Origin of the sequence: Bradyrhizobium sp. CSA112 (assembly GCF_029051645.1) — a bacterium.
Lineage (GTDB): Bacteria > Pseudomonadota > Alphaproteobacteria > Rhizobiales > Xanthobacteraceae > Bradyrhizobium.
Genome location: NZ_JAACFS010000050.1, coordinates 1 through 16,724 on the forward strand (window position 1 = coordinate 1; position 16,724 = coordinate 16,724).

13 protein-coding genes and 6 pseudogenes are annotated in these 16,724 nt (G+C 60.2%); 9 read left to right on the forward strand and 10 right to left on the reverse strand.

The window, feature by feature from the left end; genetic code table 11:
• Positions 1-146 precede the first annotated feature (146 nt).
• Positions 147-815, reverse strand: a pseudogene (locus GWE18_RS38685) (IS21 family transposase); the annotation flags it as partial.
• Positions 816-1,010: 195 nt separating this feature from the next.
• On the opposite strand from GWE18_RS38685, the gene GWE18_RS42420 reads away from it, so the two are divergent.
• The 3 genes from GWE18_RS42420 to GWE18_RS38695 all read left to right on the forward strand — a co-directional run bounded on the left by GWE18_RS42420 (position 1,011) and on the right by GWE18_RS38695 (position 1,707).
• Positions 1,011-1,235, forward strand: a complete 225-nt coding sequence (locus tag GWE18_RS42420) for a P-loop NTPase fold protein (RefSeq protein WP_342804334.1) — start codon at positions 1,011-1,013, stop codon at positions 1,233-1,235.
• A 105-nt stretch (positions 1,236-1,340) separates the two neighbouring features.
• Positions 1,341-1,553, forward strand: coding sequence for a P-loop NTPase fold protein (locus GWE18_RS42425; RefSeq protein ID WP_342804335.1), 213 nt, complete (start codon positions 1,341-1,343; stop codon positions 1,551-1,553).
• Positions 1,450-1,707: a P-loop NTPase fold protein gene (locus GWE18_RS38695; RefSeq protein ID WP_275190810.1), complete on the forward strand. Its 258-nt coding sequence runs from the start codon at positions 1,450-1,452 to the stop codon at positions 1,705-1,707. The genes GWE18_RS42425 and GWE18_RS38695 overlap by 104 nt, the downstream gene beginning before the upstream one ends.
• Before the next feature lie 187 nt (positions 1,708-1,894).
• On the opposite strand, the pseudogene GWE18_RS38700 reads toward GWE18_RS38695, so the two are convergent.
• The 5 genes and pseudogenes from GWE18_RS38700 to GWE18_RS38720 all read right to left on the reverse strand — a co-directional run bounded on the left by GWE18_RS38700 (position 1,895) and on the right by GWE18_RS38720 (position 7,235).
• Positions 1,895-3,266, reverse strand: a pseudogene (locus GWE18_RS38700) (IS30 family transposase).
• Positions 3,267-3,312: 46 nt separating this feature from the next.
• Positions 3,313-3,906: pseudogene (locus GWE18_RS38705) on the reverse strand (IS3 family transposase); the annotation flags it as partial.
• A 33-nt stretch (positions 3,907-3,939) separates the two neighbouring features.
• A pseudogene (locus GWE18_RS38710) lies at positions 3,940-5,305 on the reverse strand (IS110 family transposase).
• Positions 5,306-5,541: 236 nt separating this feature from the next.
• A pseudogene (locus GWE18_RS38715) lies at positions 5,542-5,826 on the reverse strand (transposase); the annotation flags it as partial.
• A gap of 176 nt (positions 5,827-6,002) precedes the next feature.
• Entirely contained in the window at positions 6,003-7,235 is a 1,233-nt protein-coding gene (locus GWE18_RS38720) for a Fic/DOC family N-terminal domain-containing protein (RefSeq protein WP_275190811.1), read from the reverse strand.
• 747 nt (positions 7,236-7,982) lie between these two features.
• Here GWE18_RS38720 and GWE18_RS38725 point away from each other — a divergent pair.
• A pseudogene (locus GWE18_RS38725) lies at positions 7,983-8,424 on the forward strand (YbgC/FadM family acyl-CoA thioesterase).
• A gap of 94 nt (positions 8,425-8,518) precedes the next feature.
• Here GWE18_RS38725 and GWE18_RS38730 read toward each other — a convergent pair.
• The 4 genes from GWE18_RS38730 to GWE18_RS38745 are packed head-to-tail and all read right to left on the reverse strand — an operon-like array spanning position 8,519 to position 12,299.
• Entirely contained in the window at positions 8,519-9,190 is a 672-nt protein-coding gene (locus GWE18_RS38730) for a DNA-binding protein (protein WP_108522608.1), read from the reverse strand.
• Positions 9,165-10,355 (reverse strand): XRE family transcriptional regulator, encoded by a 1,191-nt coding sequence (locus tag GWE18_RS38735; protein WP_275190812.1) that lies wholly within the window; start codon positions 10,353-10,355, stop codon positions 9,165-9,167. Before GWE18_RS38735 ends, GWE18_RS38730 begins: the two co-directional genes overlap by 26 nt.
• Positions 10,348-11,727, reverse strand: a complete 1,380-nt coding sequence (locus GWE18_RS38740; RefSeq protein ID WP_275190813.1) for a 7-cyano-7-deazaguanine synthase — start codon at positions 11,725-11,727, stop codon at positions 10,348-10,350. Before GWE18_RS38740 ends, GWE18_RS38735 begins: the two co-directional genes overlap by 8 nt.
• On the reverse strand, positions 11,724-12,299 hold the full coding sequence (locus tag GWE18_RS38745) for a hypothetical protein (RefSeq protein ID WP_057841658.1): 576 nt from the start codon (positions 12,297-12,299) through the stop codon (positions 11,724-11,726). The genes GWE18_RS38740 and GWE18_RS38745 overlap by 4 nt, the downstream gene beginning before the upstream one ends.
• Positions 12,300-12,627: 328 nt before the next feature.
• Here GWE18_RS38745 and GWE18_RS38750 point away from each other — a divergent pair, with 328 nt between their 5' ends.
• Genes GWE18_RS38750 through GWE18_RS38770 form a run of 5 tightly spaced genes read left to right on the forward strand, consistent with a single transcriptional unit; the run spans position 12,628 to position 16,353 of the window.
• Positions 12,628-13,440 (forward strand): type IV toxin-antitoxin system AbiEi family antitoxin, encoded by an 813-nt coding sequence (locus tag GWE18_RS38750; protein WP_057841659.1) that lies wholly within the window; start codon positions 12,628-12,630, stop codon positions 13,438-13,440.
• Positions 13,440-14,480, forward strand: coding sequence for a nucleotidyl transferase AbiEii/AbiGii toxin family protein (locus tag GWE18_RS38755; RefSeq protein ID WP_275190830.1), 1,041 nt, complete (start codon positions 13,440-13,442; stop codon positions 14,478-14,480). Before GWE18_RS38750 ends, GWE18_RS38755 begins: the two co-directional genes overlap by 1 nt.
• A 41-nt stretch (positions 14,481-14,521) precedes the next feature.
• Positions 14,522-15,019 carry a transposase gene (locus GWE18_RS38760; protein WP_108522605.1) on the forward strand — a complete coding sequence of 166 codons (498 nt, stop codon included), beginning with the start codon at positions 14,522-14,524 and terminating at the stop codon, positions 15,017-15,019.
• Between the two features lie 3 nt (positions 15,020-15,022).
• Positions 15,023-15,760, forward strand: coding sequence for an LLM class flavin-dependent oxidoreductase (locus GWE18_RS38765; protein WP_275190814.1), 738 nt, complete (start codon positions 15,023-15,025; stop codon positions 15,758-15,760).
• Positions 15,694-16,353: an LLM class flavin-dependent oxidoreductase gene (locus GWE18_RS38770; protein WP_275190831.1), complete on the forward strand. Its 660-nt coding sequence runs from the start codon at positions 15,694-15,696 to the stop codon at positions 16,351-16,353. Before GWE18_RS38765 ends, GWE18_RS38770 begins: the two co-directional genes overlap by 67 nt.
• Positions 16,354-16,724: the final 371 nt, after the last annotated feature.

The window sequence follows — 16,724 nt, forward strand, 5'->3', positions numbered from 1 at the left end:
CTAAGGAAAGAAGGAGATCACCATGCCACGAGCGCTCCGTTATGTTGCCGCCGGCGCGGAAATAGCGCTCAGAAATGCGGGTTGTGACGGCATTCGGCACATAACGATGTCCGGCACATAACTGCGATTTTGTTACCGGTAACAAAATCGAGCACGACATAGCCGACGGCGCCGCCAAAATATCGAAAAGCCCCTTCGTGGAGCTGTGCCCAGATCTGCTGGCTCGACTTGCAGACCACCCGCCGGAAGCTACGCCGCGAGTAGCGCAGGGTCATCACGAACAGGCGCGGCCGGCGGTAACGACCGCTCTTCGGATCACGGGTCAGCGCGCCTTCGCCATAATCGACTTGGGCTTCCTCGCCGGGGGCAAACTCGAGACGGTCAAACTGTTTGGGATCGATGTGGCGCAAGGCGCGCACGAAACGCTTGACGCTCTCGTAGCTGGCAGTGAAGCCGAGCTGATCAACCAGATCCTGGTAGATCGCCTGCGCATTGCGCTTCAGACGGACCTGCTGCTCGATCCATTCCCGATGCGGTTCACAGGCTGAGCGGGCGAAATCAAACGTCTTGGCGGCCACCTTCATGCCGATAGCCGGCGGTCGCGGAGCTGGGGGAGTTTGGCCATCCGCGGCCTCGGAGCCGGCGGTCACCCCGGGGGAATTTGCCTCCGCCGCTCGCCGGGACACGAAAATCGCCTGGTAGCGCCGGATCGTCTTGCGGTCGATCCCCGTCAGCCGCTGGATCTCTCGTTGGCTCGTCTGGCGCTCAAGTAACGTAAATACGGTGCTTTGCAGATGCGGCTTCAAGACGTTCAACTCCCGGTCCCCTCTTCCCTAAAGGGGGCGAAAATAAACGTCCTGCTACGCGCTTTGCGGCCGATCAGCCGCCCAGCCAGGCGGAATCAGGTGGGGGAGTTTGAGGTGACCTCACCCGGGGGATTTTGACCGACCGTCGGGGGACTCGTTCGCGCTGGGCTCGAACAGCGCGCCGAGGGCAAGCGGTCAGATTTCATTTTTGTTGAGTTCAACGCTTGGCTTTATCAAGGATACGACGACGCGCGCGCGGCATTGATGGAAGTTATCGCGACAGCGCTCGCAAAAGAAGCCGAACAGCGCAGGACCGGGCTCGAAAAAGCCAAAGAGCTGCTGCAACGCGTGAATTGGTTTCGCGCCGTGAAACTTGGCGCAGGATCGGCCTTCGCGTTCGCTCCGCCTACCGCGGACAGGAATACTTAATGAAGCCATCGAACTCGGGAAAAAATTGCGACCGGAAATGCTGGCGCTGACGACATCGCTAAGGCCGAAGGCACAGTAACCGATGCCGCCAGCAAGGCATCGGGCCTGATCAAGCCACGCACCGAGTCCTCGCCGCCTAAAGAAACTCATGCGATCCGCAAATCGTGCGAGGAAACCCTCGAAGTAATGGGCACGAAGCTTATTGTGCTGATTGATGATTTGGACCGCTGCCTTCCGCAAACGACGATATCAACGTTGGAGGCCGTTCGCCTTTTCTTGTTCCTGGAAAACACGGCGTTTGTCATTGCCGGCCGATGACTCTGTCATACGTCACGCTGTCCGCCGTCACTTCGATGGGATCGTCGATGAAGGCTTGGTGACAAGTTACTTCGATAAGCTCATCCAAGTTCCTATTCGCGTTCCGCCCCTGGGGACACAGGAAGTAAGGGCGTATTTGATGTTGCTGTTGTAGAGAACAGCACAGGTGGCCCCTTTGCTCAGACCGATGGGGTTCCCTTGCTGCCGTGGCAGGTAAACGACGCCGAACGCAGAATAGCCGAAATCTGGGGAGCGCCTCTGGAAGAAGTCCAGCATGTACTTCACAACAATTCGTATGCTGGGCGGATTCAAGCGGTCGTCGCAACACCGACTATGTTTACTCATGGCAGCAACTCGTCAAGCGCTTCTGCCGGCGTTTGCCAGCCCAGAGTCTTTCTTGGTCGAGCATTGAGGGCCGCTGCCACGGCGGCGATTTCGTCAACGCTGTGGATGCTCAGATCTGTGCCTTTCGGGAAGTACTGACGTAACAGCCCATTGGTGTTCTCGTTTGTGCCACGCTGCCATGGGCTTTGCGGGTCGCAGAAGTAGACTTGGCCACCCGCATCGATCTTGAGACGATCATGCTGAGCCATTTCGGCTCCCTGATCCCAAGTCAGCGAACGACGCAGTTCTTGGGGCAAGGTGATGATGGTGCGCGTAATCGCGTCCCGCACGGCTTCGGCCCCGTGTCCCGCGAGCGCAGGGCCGTTCTTCGTGCGCGGAGCTTCGCCATGCCCCGCGAGCCGGGGAAGATGCAATAGCATCGTGAAACGCGTCGTGCGTTCGACCAGCGTGCCGATCGCCGAGCTGCCAAGACCGAGGATGAGATCTCCCTCCCAATGTCCCGGTACTGTTCGATCGGCTGCTTCGGCGGGCGTTGGCTGATCATGATCTCCGGCGAGACAAAGCCTTTCCCTCGCCTGCGCACGCGCGCCCTGGGCACCCGTAACACGCGTCCTGTTCTCAAGCAGGCCGTCAGTTCGCGGCGCAGTACTCCCCGGCCCTGAACGAAGAGGGACTGATAGATGGCTTCGTGACTGATACGCATCGTCTTGTCGTCCGGGAAGTCGATCGGCAGGCGTCGGGCAATCTGCTCCGGGCTCCAAGCCCTGGCCCATCGTCGATCCTTTCGCGGGCCATGCCGGCGACCCTTCCACGGAACCGCGGGACCAGGAACGGGAGCGCCGCTCGGGGCCACGACGGCGCTGGCAAGTCTCTCCTCCACATAAGTGTGCAAGGTTGTGTTGAGCGCAAGCTTGGTTGGGTTAGGCCAACGGGCGGATCGATCCGCATGCCACTGGGCAGTCGTCGCCCGATACTCCAACCCGCCGCTGCGGGTGGCTGCATTGCGCCGCAGTTCTCGCGAGATTGTCGAGGCGGATCGACCGAGACGACGCCCAATCTCCCGGATCGAATGGCCCTGCACCTTGAGAAGCGCAATCTCTTCGCGCTCCACCAATGACAAGTATCGCCCGGAGAACGCCTTTGCTGAGGACTTGAACATCGCTGTGGCATGCCGCCCGCCTTTCGAAACCATCTGGTTCCTACAGGCTGTGACACCCCGGCTTCCAGCGCAGCATCTTCGCTGCTTTGCCCTGCGGCAATAGCTCGCCAGAAACTTCTCTGTTCATCCCGTCCAGCCACAGGCGGTCGTCCTGGCGATGGTAATGGCGCTCGTCCAGACCGTGCCGATCGCCGCTTTCGAATGCTCATCGCAACCTCCAACTCCAGAGTGTTGCGACGACCGCTTGAATCCACCTTGAACACCGCGATCGGAATGGTGGATCAGGCCGGCGCCAGGCCGCTGCGCCGAGATGGCCATCCGCAACGCCGTGAGTGGCAGTTCGGCACGCAAATGATCTTCCATTGCCCAGCCGACGATCCTGCGGCTGTAGAGATCCATGACGGCGGCCAGATAGAGCCAGCCCTGACCGGTCTCAATGTAAGTGATATCGGCGAGCCAGATCCGGTTCGGCGCGGCGGCGGTGAAGTTCCGATCGAGCAGGTTTGGGGCGATCGGGAAGTCGTGGCGACTGTCGGTGGTCCGCACCCGACGCGGCTGCGCCATGATAGCCCGAACGCCGTGACGGCGCATCAGCCGCTCGATGCGGCCGCGGCTCACCCCACGGCCCTGAGCCTTCAGCTCGATATGGATACGCGGGCTGCCATAGCGTCCACGGGTTTCGTGATGGACCCGCTTGATGTCGTCGACGAGTTCGCGGTTGGCGGCAGATCGCCGGCTCTCCGGGCGCGAGCGCCAAGCATAATAGCCGGCCGGCGAGACGGCGAGCACGTCGCACAGGATCGTCACCGGATAGTCGGCGCGGCGATCTTCGATGAAGCGGAATCTCATTTCGGTCCCCCAGCAAAGATCGCGATCGACTTCCTAAGAAACAGCCGGATTGGTGTCCCCCGAAATGGCCTGCAACACGAAGCCCAGCGATTTGGCCCGGCGCTGAAGGTTGGCAAGGACACGGCTGCGATATTGTTCTTCATAATAGTCGGCCCCCGGATCCTTGTAGCTCATGCCATGCCGGGTGCGTTGTAGAACAGAACCGCAATCTTGCGGGCGGTCGCCGTCACGGCCTTCGACTTGCCCGCGCGCGAGGCTAGCCGCCGATAGAATGCTCCGAGCGCCGTATCGCTCCGCCCGACGGTTGTGGCTGCCAACCGCAACAGTGCGGCTGCCCGGCTAGACGATCTCCGTGTGCGCGAGGACAACACCTTGCCGCCAGAGATTTTGTTGCCTGGTGCAAGGCACAGCCAGGAAGTGAAGTGCTTTGCGCTCGGCCATGCCTGCAGATCTGTGCCGCACTCACCGATGAGCTTCAATGCCAGCGATGGGCCCAACCCATGAATCTCAGTCAGATCGATGCCGAGCACACCGTACAGCGCGGTCCTGACATCGAAGGTAGGCGTGTTGACCTGCTTGGTCTTGATGCGTGGCTTAGATAGCTTTCCGGCCGGTCTTTCGCCTCTATTGTTTAGGGCCGCGATCAGGACCTCGAGCTTGCGGTCGCAGTCGAGCATCTTCGCCTGGTAGACGTCGTAGAGTTCCAGCGATTGGGTCAGCGCGAAGACATGTTCGTGCCGGTCGTTGCCCACAAGTGCCGCCCGGATCGTCTCGATGGATGAATGGTATCGCACGTCCCGATAGGTTGCCAAGACGTCAGGATTCCGCTCGCCTGAACAATGGCTCGGATAATCCGCATGCCGGTCGCGCCCGTGATATCGGAGACCACATGATGGAGTTGCAGATTCATCTCCATCAGGGCCTTCTGCATATGCTGGATATGGGCCGCGGCATATTCCACCAGCCGCTCCCGTTGGCGCAGATACGCGCGCAGAGTTGCAATCTCGGCATCAGGTCGGAAGCTGCCACGTAACAGGCCATAGGAATGAAGCTCGCGTAACCACGCGGCATCGCTGACATCGGTCTTGCGCCCGGGCACGTTCTTGGCGTACCGCGCATTGACCAAAATCACATCAAACCCGCGCTGCTCCAGGATCTCGTAGACGGGGATCCAATAGACCCCAGTGGATTCCATTGCGACGCTCTTCACGCCGCAGGCTTTGAACCAGTCCGCCAGATCATGCAGGTCTCGCGTAAATGTGCCGAAAGAGCGCACTGGCACGTCGGTGGAAGCGGGATTAACCGCAGCCATGTGCATCTTTGATCCGATGTCGATCGCGGCGGCCCCAACGTTGACGGGCTTTAGTTCCGGTCGGTCGCCGATCGTCCTCTTGGGCATGGCAATCCTCCAATCAATGATGAGCAGGAGGGTCTGGGCCATGCCAATCGTCATCTTCCTAATCGGGATCGCCGCCAGGGCGACGTCACCACTCTCAAGTTCGCATACATCCATGGACCATGTTTTTTAACGGGGTTTGTGCCTCCAATAATCGAACGGCCGCTACCCTCCCAGCCGCAGAGGATAGCACAAGGCTGTTTCTAGGCCGCACAGGCGCGCCACGGTGCTGGACAGTTTTTTAAAATGTCGCGCTCCATGCGCAGCCGCTCGTTCTCTCGCTGCAAACGGGCGATCTCCGCCGCGTGGTCCGCCGACGGCAGCGGCGCCTGCGTTGTGGGGCGCCACGCCGCAGCCGTCGGCTCTCGCCCAGCCCCACGCAATTCCACCCAGCGCCTCAACACGGAATCGCGCAGGCCAAGTTCCTTGGCCACCAATCCGATCGAACGACCGCTCGAAGCCACCAGATCGACCGCTTGCCGCTTATAATCGTCAGTAAACGAACGACGTTGACGTCCTTCCATCCAACACCTCTCCTGGCTCTTCGAGCCTACTACAGGTGTCCATCACTTCGGAGGAGGTTCAGCCTGTCGCAGGGTGCGGTTACAGATCAGCTTCGATCACGGCAAGCGCGACTATTAGCATCGCGGCTTTCCGTTTAATCGGGTTCACGCTAACGGCCGCGCATGGTCATTATCCATCACGGCCACTTCGGGCTCGCCTTCGCGGCGTCGTCAGGCTCCGATTCATCGGGAAGGATCGGTTGTTCACCGAAAGGACGGTTGATGATGTTCAGCGCATCATTCGCGGCGTAGACGCGATTGCGCGAGTAGCCCGTCCGTTCGGCGAGAATGCCAGCCTCCTCCAACTGTGCGATAGCCTGGTGCGCTTGCGGCGGGCTGATCTCGAGGAGTTCTCCGAGCCGTTTGGCGGTTAGGACCGGGTAATGGGGAAGCTCGTCGAGCGCGCGCGCGGCCGCCGATCCCTTTCGGAATTTGCGACGGCTCCTCCACAGTTCTGACAGTTCGGACAGAGCCGAGCGCGTTTTCATGAGCTCTTCGACGGTGCCGGTCACGGCCTCTGCCATAAAGATTATGATAGGCTGCCAGTCGAGGCGCTGCTGCGCATCCTTCAAGGAAGCGTAGTACGCGCCCTTCTTCGCCTCAATGTATGGAGATAGATAAAGGGGGACGTGCTTCTCGGCAGCCATCATCAGTGGAAGAAGAAGACGACCGACGCGGCCGTTGCCATCGCGGAACGGGTGGACCGCCTCGAAATGGGCATGCGCGATGGCCATTCGCGTAATAAAACCCTGGGTCATCTGCTGCATTCCCTCGTTGCGGAGGTAGTCGACTGTCTGAGCGAGGCAAGCCGGCACCTCATCGGGTGGCGGCGGATTTAGGCTTGAATAGGCGATGTTGCCGCCCCCTCCGATCCACACCACGCGCGTGCGGAGTTCGCCCGGAACGTCCTGGTACTCGGGATCATCTTTCATGACGGCGCGATGGAGACTCTTCAGGAGATCGATCGTGAAGACGCCATATCCGTCCTTCGCCGCCAATGGGATGAAATCGTCGAGAGCCACAGCGTAGTTGCGGACCTGGCGCGCGGCATCCTTTGCGTCGTCGCCGCCGGTCTCCTCGACCGAAAGGAGTTCATCGAGCGTACTTTGGGTGCCCTCGATCGAGGACGAACTGACCGCCTCCCGTCGGGTCAGGATTCGGCTGACAATGTAAGGGTCCTTCATCTGAGTCGCGATTGCGTCTATTTTCCCGAGCGCGCCCTGGGCATTGTCCAAGGCCTTCATCGCTTGGATAACTGAGACCCCGTGCTCCGGGGGAGGTGGTGGGACGATACCGTAATGCGCCTCATACGGGTGCGGGAGCCGTTTCAGGGTCTCCCGGATTGTGTGGCTGAGATCGCTGCGCTTCATGGCAAAGCCTAGTTTGGAGCCTGCTTTGGTATTTATAATTAGGGTTTCTTATAAAAACCATAACAAAATCTGCTTTTTGGGCGCTCCCCTTAGGGTTCCCCGAGATCTTGGGGAACCGGAAAACAAGCGAGCTGGTCGTCTCAGCCAGTGGTTTCAGCTCTGCCGTGCCATCCTAAATGCGGACAAGCCGCTTTCAGCGTAGCGAAGGGAACTGAGACCTCCGGCTCCGCGATCAATCATCCGACTTCATCATCTGAGCGGCAGGCCGGCAGGCCGACATCGCGGGCGCACGGCTACCCTTCGCGGCAGGGAAGTGAGTCGAAGCGCCGGCGCACGTCGCAGGAAGAAGAGGAGCTGAAAGCTCATCGGCGACAATCGACGGGCCTGGCCGCCGGGTCATAGGTTCAAATCCTATCCCCGCAACCACCGATGCTTACGATTGCAAATAGAGTCCCAGCCTCCGAAGGGAAGCCGGGGGTTCTTCTTGCCCGCCGCAAACCGCAGGATCGCAGCGAGGTCGCCGCGTAGCGCAATCGCGAGTTCTTCCGTCTCGAGCACGAGTGTCACCTGATTGACCAACGTCCGGAAAACCTCCGCAGCTTCGGCCTCGATGTCTGCAGCGCGGTGCCTGCCGTATTCGGGCGACCGGTTCAGCTTCCGGCAAGCGCAGGATTTTAGCGCTTGCTCAAAAAACCGCCTCTGTGCAAGACAATTGGTCCCTGTACGCGCAATAAGGGGAACCGCGCTGTGACAGTCTCTCTTGACGGCGAAATTCGAGACGGACGGCACTACATGCAGGTGCGTGTCTACTTTGAAGATACCGATGCCGGCCAGATTGTCTATCACGCGAATTTTCTGCGTTTCATGGAGCGCGGCAGAACGAATTACTTGCGCCTGCTCGGCACCAATCAGCAAGCGCTGCTCGAGGAAACGCGGAACGACGCCCCGGGCTTCCGCCTTCGTTGTCCGTTCGATGACGATCGACTTTCTAAAACCGGCAGTCTTGGACGACCTCCTTGACATTGTCACGGTCCCGCAAGAGGTGAGAGGCGCGTCGATTGGCTTGCTGCAGGAGTGCAGGCGCGGGAACGATCTGGTCTCGGCGCGCGTACGGGTCGCGTTTATCTCGGGCGGAAAAGCGCAGCACATCCCGAAGGCTCTGAGGCTCGCTATGGAAGAGCTCAGGTAAACCTGCGTTTCGTTCACGCTTTAACGCTCCCGCGACCCAATGAAATCAATGCGTTGGCGTTCTGTTGCGACATCGTCAAGTCAGAGTTCGCCGTTCACTTTAGATTCGGGAGCTTCGCGCTGTCGGCAGAATTTACAGCGGCGGCCCCAGAGCGCTCGTCGAAAATTCGCTCTCGATACCCAGGGAGGCAAGTGCAATCGCGTGAACGCTCCATCCCTATAAGTGCGATAACGCCTTCCACTCTTTCTAATGGAATTCGCATGCGCCCGTCGCGAAGAGCGAGATACATCGCTTCGATGACAGGTTGGTCGCCGAGGACCGCGATGGCCGTTGGATGACGTAAGATGTCTAACGACCAGCCTGGATTTCGCGTTTTCAATAGCGCGCTGGCGCGGCTTCGTCCGCGCCGTTCATCGATAACCGGCAGGAAAAATCTTGCTGCCGCGATGGCGATCGTTGCAGCTTCGCCGTCGTCAAGGGAGGGCGAGGTAGACGTGAGTTCATGAAAAATCTCGTACTCGGCGTCGGTCATAGTGGCGAGCGTTACGATTCCACGCGTCACGAGATCAAACAGAAAGCGGTGCTCGCCGTTCTGCCGGCTCGTCTCGTGCTCCAGCTCTCCAGCCACGATCTCGGACACGACGACATCATTGGGAATGGACGCGAGGATGCGCTCGCCATATTTGCAAGCGTGAAGGTTGATCAGAACACTTGTGTCGAGAATCAGCGGATCCGCGATATCAATCAGGGAGCTTGTGCAACTCATCCGTGTCTCTTTCCTCAAGCTCGATCTGGTCGATAACGCCGCGAAGCTCCACTCGGCCCACCTTCAGCAGCTCCGCCAATTGTCCTTCCGACATGAGCTCGCGCTTCCAGGCGGCATGCGCCATCAGGCTCAGGCGGTGGGAGATGGGTCGGTCCGCGTCGCTCTTTGCGGGATCGCGGCGATCGGCCATTTCGCCGAGGACCTCTCGGACATTGTCATCGGTGATGCCGCCGTTGTTTTCGAACCATGCCCAAGTGCCTTTCTTGGCAAGGCCCAATTCCTCGAGCCGCAGCCCGCAGGCTTGGCGCGAGATATTATATTGCTGGGCGAGGAGAATGATCAGGCGCCGGGTCGTTTTGCCGTTGATCTCCTTCAGTTGGCGGAAGCTTTCCGAGAAGCTCTCGGCTGGCGTCAGGAATGCACGGCCAAAGACGTTGGCATAGCGTTCATCGCGTGAGAGGAACTTCTCATCGTCTTCGAGCACTTCGGGAATCCGACGGGTACCATAGAAGTGGCCGACCTCATGCGCCGCGGACTGGATGCGCCGCGGCAATGGGTGGTTGGCGTTTAGAAGTATGCAGGCGCCGACACTTTCATCGTAGGTGAAGAGGCCAGCAACCTTTGAACTGGATGAGAGACGACGCTGATACAATCGGATGCCAAGACCCAGTTCGATGACCGAGAAGATGTCGGCGATCGGCCCCGGACCGAGACCCAGCCAGTCGCGCAATTCCTTGGCATGCTTTTCTGCGAGGGCCGCAACGTCGCCCTCGTTTATACCGTGTTCCGGGGGGTAATTTCGACGTCGCTGGATGCCGAGGATATTCTCCATTTCAACGTCCGCTTTAATCAGGTCGTTGAATAGCTGAACGGCTTCAGTGGTGTGCGCGTCCTCCGTCTCCCGCAACTTGCGGAACCGAGGCATCAGATCGGTATGCACTGCCTCGCGGCGGAGGAGGGCGTTGACCGATACGCCGTAGTGGCGCGCGAGCGTCTGGATTTCCTGGATGCGCACACGGCGCACGCCCTTCTCGATGGATACAAGGGTGGGGCGGGACATGCCGATGACCTGGGCCGCGTCATCCTGGCGGACGTCTGCGTTCTCCCGTGCTATCCGCAGGCGGCGTCCTATTTCCTGTGCGCTCAGCTCATTCAGATCAGCCATTGCGCCCTCCATCCATCCAGCTTTTCAAAAAGCTTTGATCTCCTTGCGCGGACAAAAATGCCCGCCATTCCTCGGCATGAGTTACCAACATCGTCCTCAGTTTCTTCAGAGTGTCTTCGTAGTTTTCCGCTATCGCAGCTGAGATTTGCGAGGCGTGAACGCGAATGTTCTCGTCAGGCAAGCCGCTCATGTCCGCGAGATGCTGCAGGTGACGCGCACCGACGCTTCCGTATTCGACCATGATGTCCCGATCAGCCTTTTGGGGTATGACCGACAAGGCATCGGCCGCGTCAGAAGCGGCAAGGTCGGACACGATATACGTACTAGGCGCCTCGTTAACGCCAGCGGCATGCAGGCTGAGGCGTCTCAGCAAGCAAGCCGCGCACAGGCCACACTGCTTCCTACCGCCTACATTGACGACCCGGCGCGTTTGCCAACAGGAATGGGTACTCGTCAGATGCTGTTCGGACTTTCCGATCATGTCCAGAAACGCGCGCAACGTCTGACCTTTCGTCGACCAGAGGCGTGGCTGCTCAAACCGCACTCGGTAGCCCAGCACTGCCTTGATGAAGCGCTCCATCTTCCGAAAGAACGTCGGATGGTTGCGATAGTCGGCGTAGATGTTGTGCAGCGGGAGAAGTACCGGCCCAAGCGCGCCCTGGCCGCTCTCCGGAACAATGACGCGCGTCACGTTTGAGAGCTGTGCAGCAATCGCCGTCACCGCCGCAAACTGAAATCCCCGCGAGCGGAAGCTGCTTTCGTTCCCGCGATATCCCTTCACCTTGAAGGGAATCTGCGTGAAATAACTATCCCCGTTTTTGCGCCGCTGGCGATTCCCCGCGACCCGGATACACAGTGCCTCAGCCTCGCTCCCGCTCAGAGCGGAGACAGCACGCGAATCCAAACCATCGCTGTAAGCGACGGCGAAGGTCTTGGCCTTGCCGAAGTCCAACGGCATCTGCCGCGTGCCGATCGGCGAGAGGTTCTTTGCCTGGACAAAGGTCAATCGCCATGCGTCGCCGGTCAGGTGGTTCAAGACGCCGTGCAGGGCCTTCAGAACCTCCGGCTTCTGCCAGGCCTTAAGGTCGATGACTGGGATCGCCACATCGAAGGTTCGGCGCCAGCCCAACGGACGCTTCCAACGCCGGTCAGCGAACTCGATGGCGGCGCAGAGAACAAGCATATCGTAGTGCAGCGGCTCGAAGCCCTTTACGTCAAAGCTATCCAGAACCGCCGGATTAAAGTAAATGTGACGGCCGACCTCCGCGATCACAGCACCCTTCGGGAGGGTGCGGCGGCTGCGCTTCTGTCCCTTCTCGATAACGATCAAGCGCTTTTCTTGCATCGGTGAGTATTTCGGATTGGCGCTCACTCTTCGGGCCCCTCATCTACGCCGGCTTTCTTCTCAACCGCCTGCCTGAACGCGCGCTTGTTGCCGGTGGCCAAGGCGTCGCAGAGTTCGCTGGGCTTGATGGCAGCGAACGTCTCGCGGTTCCGCTCGATTCCCTTCTGGTAATCTTCGCGGCTCATGTCGCCGAGCTCGCGGGCACGAATGCATTCTTCGTCGAGCCGGTTTTTGATGGTGCCGATCCATTCTTTTGTCGTGCTGTCGAGCGCCTGATCGAGCGCCTTCTCGGGAGGGAGTTGATCCCGGAGATTCGCAATCAGATGTCTTTGCAGGGTATCCGCCAGTGGCGACGTTGGATGAGTCTCGAAAATCGTTTCGACCGCCGTGACCGGGTCTAAGTCCATTTGGGGGCGGTCGGCATGAGCTTTGAGTTCATCGAAAAGGGGACTGAACGTCTTCATGTCCACGTCACCGATCATGCTGTGGCACGCCTGCGTCGTTCGCTCCTCACGGCTCGTGGCGTCGCTGACCAGGTCTTGGCCATAACGCTTCCAGCTGCTGGGCAACTCCGCATTTCTGAATGGTCCATCGCTCATGGCGCCTCCCATGTCGGCAAAATAGTAACAAAATCTGACAATGTCAATATATAGTGTAAATTATCTGACATTGGAGATCCGTCTAAGGAAACCGCTTAATTCGTCTGATGCGGTCCTTTCGCGGGGCGGTTTGTTCTAGAAGTGCGCCGGAAGGGGTAATTTTTAGCCCATACGACGCGTTTTCGCCATCAAGGTAATTTTTAGCCCATACGACGCGTTTTCGCCATCAAAGGGACGGCCGATCGGCCCCTTTTCTCAGGAAGATTTGTTGACAAATTTGCGTCAGACTGGCTATTTATTACCCGCCTTGGCGCAGAATTGAAGACTTATGCAACCCCGCCAGCACAAAACGGCCAGCTTCCTGTCGGCTCATCCGGTCTTCACCCGGGCTGAGTTCGCGGCGGCCTTCGGCCATCCGGCGAGCGCGGCCAATGTCACCAGCCTGCTTAGGCATCACCTGCGCGCTGGCAACATTAAGCGGGTCAGTCGCGAGGTGTTTGCCGCAGTGCCGGCCCACATGGCGGCGGAGCGGATGGTGATCGACCGCTTCGCCGCGGCGAGCAAGCTGCGTCCCGATGGGGTCCTGGGATTTCACTCAGCCCTTGAGCTGCACGGCATAGCCTATTCCGAGTTCAACGAGGTTCAGCTTATCAGCGCCGGACGGACCGAGCGCGTGGACCTGCCATTTGGTGCTTGCCGCTTCGTCACGCCGGCGAAGGCGTTGGCGGCGACAGGCAAGGCCAACTACCTGACCGCGACTATGGACCGGCAGGGAGTGACGGTCCGTGTGACGGCGGTCGAACGCACGGTCGTCGATGTCCTACATCGGCCAGAACTCGCGGGCGGCGGCGAGGAAGTTCTGAAGTCGCTGGATCTGGTGCGCTATCTCGATCCGGCGAAGGTCGCCGACTATGTCGAGCTGCTGGATAATCGGTCGCTCGCCTCGGTTTCCGGCTGGTGGCTCGAGAAGCGGCGCGCCGCGCTCGGCGTCTCCGACGATGTCCTGGCGCGCCTGCGAACACGGCTTCCACGATCAAAGCATTATGCGCTGGGTGCGGAACCCGGTCATGCGGTGCTCGTCGAGCCATGGCGCGTGCTTCTCCCAGCGCAGGCGGTCGACGCCGCCTTTGAAGGCGTTTGATGGTCGCGTCGCGAGAAACGCTTCAGGACATCGCGGCCGAGCGGCAGCTCCAGCCCGCGACGCTGGAGCGTGTGATCCGGCTGATCGACATTCTCGATGCCTTCGGCGCCGACACGCTGATCGGGCCGCGCGTCGCCTTGAAGGGCGGCACGGCACTCAACGTCTTTCATTCCGATCTGGACCGCCTCTCTGTCGATATCGACGTCAACTATGTCGGCGCGGTCGACAAGGAACAGATGGACGCCGACCGCCCGGGATTGGAAGACCGGATCGAGCGCTTGATGGAATCGAAAGGGTACGTCGCGCGGCGTGAGCCGTCCGAGCACGCTGGCGGCAAATGGATTTATCGCTACGCCTCTGCGCTGGGCGGCGCGGGGACCATCGAGATCGATATCAATTATCTCTACCGCGGCCCGCTCTACGGCGTGGATCGCATGCCATCGGTGGCAATCGGATCCTACCAGGCCACGAATGTTCCGGTCCTCGATATCCACGAGATCGTCGCCGGCAAGATGGTCGCGCTGATCACGCGGCGCACCGCGCGCGATCTGTTCGACGCCCACCGGATCATCGCCATGCCGTCTCTCGACTGGGCGAAGATCAAGGCGGCCACCTTGATGATCGGTGCGAGCGCCAAGAGCTTCGACTGGCGCACAGCCTCGCCCGAGGAGATCGGATGCGAGGTCGGCGACATTACCGGCAAGCTGACCATGTGCCTGCACGATCGGTATTTCGACGGCTTTGGCGGCCCAGCAGCTTGGATCGAGAGCGTCACGACCGAATGCCGGGAGAAGCTCGCGCCGCTGTTTAAGTTCACAGCGGGGGAGGGCGCATTTTTGGATGCCGTGCTGGACCGGGGTGAGATCGCCGCGTCTTCTCTGGAGGTGCCAGCAAACGTGCGCGCCTCGATAGAAGCCAGTCCGGCCCTGCGGTGGAAAGCGCAGAATGTCAAAGCTTGGAAATCTGGCGACAAGTTGCTGGCGCCACGTACAAGACGAGCAGCGCGGCCACGTGGAGAGACTAGGAGCCTGTCTGAGTAGTGACTGGTCAAGAGGGTGCGAGTCTGATTCCTTGCGTGGCCATGAGCAAGGAATTTCGCCCCTGGAAGATTGACGAGGTCCAGCTTCTGCCGCCGAGCGTGCAGGACTATGTGCCGCAGGACCACATTTCGCGGTTGATCGTGTCGCTGGTCAAGGAAAGCCTTGATCTATCGGCGATCCTAGGCCGCTACCGGAGCGGGCTGGGTCAGCCGCCGTTTGATCCGCGGATGATGACGGCGCTGCTTCTACACGGCTATGCGAGCGGCATCTACTCGTCGCGGCGGATCGCCAGGGCGACGGTGGAGCGGGCGGATTTCATGATGATCGTGGCCGGCGACCCGGCGGACTTCCGCACGATCTCGGAGTTCCGGCGGCGGCATCTTAAGGCGCTGGCCGACCTGTTCGTGCAGGTGTTGAAGCTGTCCGGCGTGACGGCGGGCGAGGCTGAGACGCTTGTTGCCGGCTTCACTGCGAACTGCCCGATCTACAACACGCTGAAACGTGGCGGGCCCGTCGAGATCTCCTGGACTGTGAGCTGACCGATGCCTGACAAGAAACTGCACCTTGCCGCCTTTGTCTCTGCAGGTCCGGTCTCCGGCAGCCCTGCTGGCTGGCGGCATCCGGAAGCGGACGGCGACCTGCTGTCCGCCGCCTACTACCAGAATATCGGCCGGCTGCTGGAGGAAGGGCGTTTCGATCTTCTGTTCATTGCCGACATTCTCGCGATCCCGGACACGCTGGGCGGCAGCCTCAACAGCCAGCTTCGCTACGGCGCGCTGGGTGCATTACGGCTCGATCCGCTGGTGGTGCTCTCGATCATCGCGGGCGCGACCAAGCATCTCGGTCTTGGCGCGACCCTTTCGACAACCTACGCCCAGCCCTATGTCCTGGCGCGCGCGCTCGCGACGCTCGATCATCTCAGCGGCGGTCGCGCCGCCTGGAACATCGTCACCTCGTTTCAGGAGGCGGAGGCGCGCAATTTCGGCCTGACCGAGCAGCTCTCGCGCGAGGGGCGCTACGAGCGCGCCGACGAATTTCTGGAGGTCGTGACCAAGCTGTGGAATTCGTGGGAGGATGGTGCGCCGGTCCGGGATCGCCAGACGCCGCTGTTCGCCGACCCTGCGCGGGTGCACCGGATCGATCATTCCGGCAAATGGTTCAATGTGCGCGGCCCGCTCAATGTCAGCCGGCTCCGCAAGGACGTCCGGTCTTCATCCAAGCTGGCGCTTCGGATCGTGGCCGCGATTTCGCTGCGCGATGGGCCGAGATCATCTTCGTGACGCCGGGCCTGATCGATGTCGCTGTCGAATTCCGCAACGACTTGCACGCCCGCGCGGTCCGTTTCGGTCGCGACCCTGATACAGTCAAGGTGTTGCCCGGCATCGTCCCGGTCATTGGCGACACGGAGAAGCAGGCCAAGGCGCTACACGACCAGCTCCACGAATTGTCGCATCCGGAGTCCGATCTCTCGACTTTGTCCTATCATCTCGGCGTTGATCTCTCGCGCTTCCCGCAGGACGAGGTCCTGCCTGAGAATCTCGACGTTCCCGGCGTCGAAGGGCACTACCGTGAGGTCGCCGAGCTGACGCGGCGCTCAGGCTTGAGCCTTGCTGAGCTAGGACAGCGCTACGGCGCGGGGAGAACCACCAGCGGCTTCGCCGGCACGCCCAGCACGGTGGCTGATCGCATGCAGGAGTGGTTCGAGGCGGGTGCTTGCGACGGCTTCATGTTGCAGGTCCCATATCTGCCAGGCGGCTTGGAGGAGCTGGTCCCCGGCCTCGTGCCGGAGCTGCAACATCGAGGGCTGTTCCGCACTGAGTACGACGGCTCGACCTTGCGCGATTCGCTCGGCTTGCCCCGGCCAGCGGGCTGAGGTCGCCCATGCCCACCCGACGCTATGCTCTTTAGCTTCAGCCACTCCCACGATACGCAGCTCATGAGGTATCGTGATCGTGCGATAAATCTCCATTTACGGCCTGAAAAAACACGGCATGCGACCAGCAAGTCATTGAAAATGCTCAGTGCGCAGATAACTCTCAATCAGTGGCCTGGTCAGCGTCCACTCAGGCAACAAGCGCAGGATCTCTTGTTCAATCAATCGCAATAATCGGGTGTTGCGCCTCCCCGCAACCAAGCTTCAAGCCCTTGAAAACGTATCGTTTTCGAGGGCTTTTTGTTGTTCGAGTTTTGATCCCAAATTTCGTTCATGGAAGCGCCGTGGAAGCGGCAGAAGGAAAGTCGCAG

Coding starts and splice junctions, on each gene's coding strand:
- GWE18_RS38720 (WP_275190811.1), bottom strand. CDS start 7,235: ATGAAGCGCAGCGATCTCAGCCACACAATCCGGGAGACCCTGAAACGG.
- GWE18_RS38695 (WP_275190810.1), top strand. CDS start 1,450: ATGATTTGGACCGCTGCCTTCCGCAAACGACGATATCAACGTTGGAGG.
- GWE18_RS38730 (WP_108522608.1), bottom strand. CDS start 9,190: ATGAGTTGCACAAGCTCCCTGATTGATATCGCGGATCCGCTGATTCTC.
- GWE18_RS38750 (WP_057841659.1), top strand. CDS start 12,628: ATGCAACCCCGCCAGCACAAAACGGCCAGCTTCCTGTCGGCTCATCCG.
- GWE18_RS38755 (WP_275190830.1), top strand. CDS start 13,440: ATGGTCGCGTCGCGAGAAACGCTTCAGGACATCGCGGCCGAGCGGCAG.
- GWE18_RS38745 (WP_057841658.1), bottom strand. CDS start 12,299: ATGAGCGATGGACCATTCAGAAATGCGGAGTTGCCCAGCAGCTGGAAG.
- GWE18_RS38765 (WP_275190814.1), top strand. CDS start 15,023: ATGCCTGACAAGAAACTGCACCTTGCCGCCTTTGTCTCTGCAGGTCCG.
- GWE18_RS38735 (WP_275190812.1), bottom strand. CDS start 10,355: ATGGCTGATCTGAATGAGCTGAGCGCACAGGAAATAGGACGCCGCCTG.
- GWE18_RS38760 (WP_108522605.1), top strand. CDS start 14,522: ATGAGCAAGGAATTTCGCCCCTGGAAGATTGACGAGGTCCAGCTTCTG.